Source organism: Flavobacterium caeni (assembly GCF_900101895.1).
Classification (GTDB): domain Bacteria; phylum Bacteroidota; class Bacteroidia; order Flavobacteriales; family Flavobacteriaceae; genus Flavobacterium; species Flavobacterium caeni.
The window spans coordinates 1-4,105 of the sequence record NZ_FMVF01000045.1 but is presented as its reverse complement, the minus strand read 5'-3'; the positions used below and the strand labels follow the sequence as shown (position 1 = coordinate 4,105).

Annotated in this window: 3 protein-coding genes; all 3 read left to right on the top strand. The window is 34.6% G+C overall.

Features of this window, described 5'->3' with window-relative positions; genetic code table 11:
- Positions 1–133 precede the first annotated feature (133 nt).
- A complete protein-coding gene (locus BLP55_RS16295) occupies positions 134–1,204 on the top strand; it encodes a serine hydrolase domain-containing protein (RefSeq protein WP_091147347.1) in 1,071 nt (356 codons plus the stop codon).
- 173 nt (positions 1,205–1,377) lie between these two features.
- Positions 1,378–1,761, top strand: coding sequence for a hypothetical protein (locus tag BLP55_RS16290; RefSeq protein WP_139149799.1), 384 nt, complete (start codon positions 1,378–1,380; stop codon positions 1,759–1,761).
- Positions 1,762–1,919: 158 nt separating this feature from the next.
- A complete protein-coding gene (locus BLP55_RS16285; RefSeq protein WP_091147350.1) occupies positions 1,920–3,887 on the top strand; it encodes an ATP-dependent DNA helicase in 1,968 nt (655 codons plus the stop codon).
- The last annotated feature ends 218 nt before the right edge of the window (positions 3,888–4,105 follow it).

Genomic DNA, 4,105 nt, shown 5'->3' with positions numbered 1-4,105 from the left:
TAGCCGGAACGTTTTAGTTTCACGAACTTTGTTTATCTTCGGCAGACAGAACTCAGTTCGCTCTGACGCGACCACGCAAATGCGCGAAACGTTATGGGCAAGTTTATACGAACACCAAAAGCATAGAAACTAAATGAGAAAATTCCAAAGCTTACTGATTATTATTTTTCTATTCTCACAAACAAATCTTATTGCACAGCAATTCCCAAAAAAAAATTGGGCGAACGACTTACACCCAGAAAAAAATGGTTGGGACACGACAAAACTCAAAAACCTAAGGAAATTTGTGATTGACAGCACACAGATAACAGGAATGATGATTATTCATAAAGGCTCTGTGGTATTTGAATTCGGTGATGTTGTTGAAAATTCTTATATCGCTTCTTGCAGAAAAAGTATATTGGCAATGTTGTACGGAAAGTATGTTAAGTCAGGAAAAATAAATCTGAATAAAACCCTAAACGATTTAAAAATTGATGACGTTGGCGGCTTGCTGCCAATTGAAAAAGAGGCGACAATAAAAGATATTCTTGAAGCAAGGTCAGGTGTTTTTCATCAAGCAAGTTATCCAGGTGACTTTTTAGACCTTGCACCTAAAAGAGGAAGTGTAAAATCAGGCAATTATTGGCTTTACAGCAATTGGGACTTTAATGTTGCAGGCTATATTTTTGAAAAAGAAACAGGACAAACTATTTATGATGAAATTGAAAAACAGTTAGCTAAACCTTTAATGATGCAGGATTGGAAAAGAGAATTGCAAAAAGAAGAAGGCGACTCTACTCGTTCTTATTTTCCAGCATATCCTATGTTCTTTTCAACAAGAGATATGGCAAGAGTTGGTTTATTGATGCTCAATAAAGGCAAATGGAGTGACAAACAAATAATAGATGAAAAGTGGGTACAACAAATGATAAATCCCATCACATCTTATACAGAAGTAGACAAAAATATACCGATTTTTAGAGGTAAGGATTATTCATTTGGCTACGGACTTTATTGGTGGTTGTGGCAAAATATAACAGACAATCGTTTTAAAGGCGGTTATTCAGCATTAGGGCACTGGGGACAAACTATATCAATATTTCCAGCAATTGATGCAGTTGTAGTTTTCAAAACAAAGGATGCTTATCAGAGAGAAACACCAAGTAATGCGAGGTATCGTACACTACAGCTTGCCGTACGTTGTTATGACAAAGACAGATGAAAACCTGCCCATAACAGCCTGTAAGCGAATTGCGCTCGTTTTTGGTTGCAGGAAGTTGTTTCTTCACGAAGAAATATTATATTCGTCAGAGAAAACTCAATCCGCTTGGCCGCGAATTCGCTTACAGGCGAAACGTTATGGGCAAGTTGCCGAGACGGCAAATAACAACACATATGGATTTTTACGAAATTGAGAAAAGGCCTTATTTGCTAATTGGAGTAATTTTGATTCTATTACTTGCTTATGTAGATATTGATAATTTTGGATTAAATAAAACTTTTGGCTTTGCATACGACCTAAAAAATGTTGCGTTAACATTATGTCTAATTTCCTTAATAATATCATTTTTAAGCCATTTAGTTCTAGCAATTCTGAAATATAGGATTGCTTCGAGCATATCATACACTTATGTTTTCTCAATATTATTGGCAATAACATTTGGAATTTATTCTAGTCTTTATTTTTTGGTTTTTTCTTTTGGCTTCATTTCAATAATTTTAATGATTCTTAGCATAATTGTCGCGATAAAACAAGGGAAAGATGCAACCAGCCCATAACCGCCGTTTCAAGCCATTGCGGGGTTTCCGGTGGCCGGAAGTTGCGGTTTCACGAAGAAACATTATCTTCGGCAGAGAGAACTCAGTCCGCTTCGATCCGCAACGGCGTGAAGCGGCCTAACGTTAGTGGCAAGCATATCGAACCTACCTATAAATCGATGAATTTAGCAGGATTTGAATTAGACATTGAGAATAGCGAATTTAAGCAGGCATTAGACCTAGTGAATAATGATGCGCCGTTAATTTATTTAACAGGTAAGGCAGGAACAGGAAAGACTACGTTTCTTAAGTATTTGCGTCAAACTACAAATAAAAATATGGCGGTAGTTGCTTATACAGGTGTAGCGGCAATCAACGCTAACGGACAAACAATCAATTCATTTTTTAAAATTCCATTCGGGCCTTTTTTACCTAATGATAAACGACTTAGGGTTTCCGCTAATTTAGGTGACACCGATAATAGTACAATATATGATCACTTCAGGTATACAAAAGAAAGGCTTGATGTGATAAATAATATTGATTTACTAGTAATTGATGAAGTGTCAATGGTCCGTTGCGACATGTTGGATGTAATAGATAAATTGCTTAAAACATTTCGACGAACCAAATTCTTACCTTTCGGTGGAGTACAAGTTTTGTTAATTGGCGATACATTTCAATTGCCACCGGTCGACAAAGATTGGAATTTATTAAGAGACTTTTATTCAAGCCCTTTCTTCTTTAGCGCAAAAATTATTGAACAAAACCAGCCTATCTACATAGAACTGAAAAAAGTTTATCGTCAAAAGGAAAAAGAGTTCATCGATATTTTAGATAGAATTCGAGTAAATAAGGTAAGCAAAAATGAATTGGATTTTTTAAATTCTAAATATAATCCAACATTTTCACCTAATGAAAACCAAAATTATATCACCCTTACTACGCACAATGCAACAGCAGACAATACTAACATTACCAAATTAGCAAGTCTTCCTACCACTGAATTTACGTTCAATGCTCAAATTGATGGAGAGTTTCCAGAAAATAATTTGCCAACCGAACGTTTATTAAGAATCAAAGAGCAAGCTCAAATTATCTTTGTGAAAAATGACTTTACCAAAGGTATTTACAACGGAAGAATCGCAAAAATAAAATCTATCGACGGCAATGAAATCATAGCTGAATATGAGGACAATGGTGAAGTTATCGAAGTAAAAGTTGAAAAACAAACTTGGAACAACGTTAGATATAGTTGGAATGAAAAAGAGAACAAGATCGAAGAAGATATAATTGGCACTTTTACTCAATTTCCAATAAAACTAGCTTGGGCAATCACTGTGCATAAAAGTCAAGGGTTGACTTTCGATAAAGTCATCGCTGATGTTGGAGCTGCATTTGCATCGGGTCAAGTATACGTAGCACTTAGTAGGTGTACAACTTCTAGTGGATTAGTTCTTAAATCATTCATCAATCAAAATGCAATTATTACAGATTCTAGGGTTGTAGAATTTGCAAAGAATGAAACACCATCAACGCTGATTATCAAAGAAATTAGTTCAGGGAGAGCAGATGCATTTTACAAAAAAGCTAGAGCAGCTTTTTATGAGTTTAAATTCGAGGAAACTTATTTGAATATTATTCAAGCATTCAAGTTGCGAAACGACTTGGAAACTGATACATTCAAACGCTTTTTCTTGCAAAAAGCTAAAATTTTAGGCAACTATAAAAGGAAATTCTATGAAATTCAAGACTTGAAAACTACATTAGAAATATCTAATTTAGAAAATCTAAATTTACTCAAAACTAGAGAAGATGAAATTATTCAATTGAACACGAGAAATGCAGATTTAAATCTAAACCTACTTACAACTCAAAAAAAGCTAGAAGAGACTGATGCCGTTTCTAAAGAATTAGCAAAACAAAAAATTGTTCAGAATAAACAAGTTGAAATTTTATTGAAAGATTTAGAATTACTTACAAATAAGAAAAAGGAACTTCAAAAAATTAAAACACAAAAAAACTTAGAGATAACTGCTTTAAATATTGAATTAGGAAATAAAAATATCCAAATTGAAAATTTAAAATCTGAATTAAATAGAATAAAATCTATTTCATGGTTTCAAAAGTTATTAGGTAAAAAGTAAAATGCCAGCCACTAACAGCGCAGTTAAGCAAGAGCTGGTTTTTCGTGGCCGGACGTTTTTTCTTCACGAAGAAACTCTATCTTAGCAGAGAGTACTCAGTCCGCTTTTCCGCTCCTGCGTAACTGCGCGAAACGTTGCACGAAAACGCCGAGGGAAACCCGGAAATGATCGCGCAGAATCCACTTCCTTATCCAATCTTTGTCGTTATTTTTCATATG

What these genes read in the sequence shown, in the direction of transcription:
- BLP55_RS16285 (WP_091147350.1), top strand. Translation starts at nt 1,920, where the DNA reads ATGAATTTAGCAGGATTTGAATTAGACATTGAGAATAGCGAATTTAAG.
- BLP55_RS16290 (WP_139149799.1), top strand. Translation starts at nt 1,378, where the DNA reads ATGGATTTTTACGAAATTGAGAAAAGGCCTTATTTGCTAATTGGAGTA.
- BLP55_RS16295 (WP_091147347.1), top strand. Translation starts at nt 134, where the DNA reads ATGAGAAAATTCCAAAGCTTACTGATTATTATTTTTCTATTCTCACAA.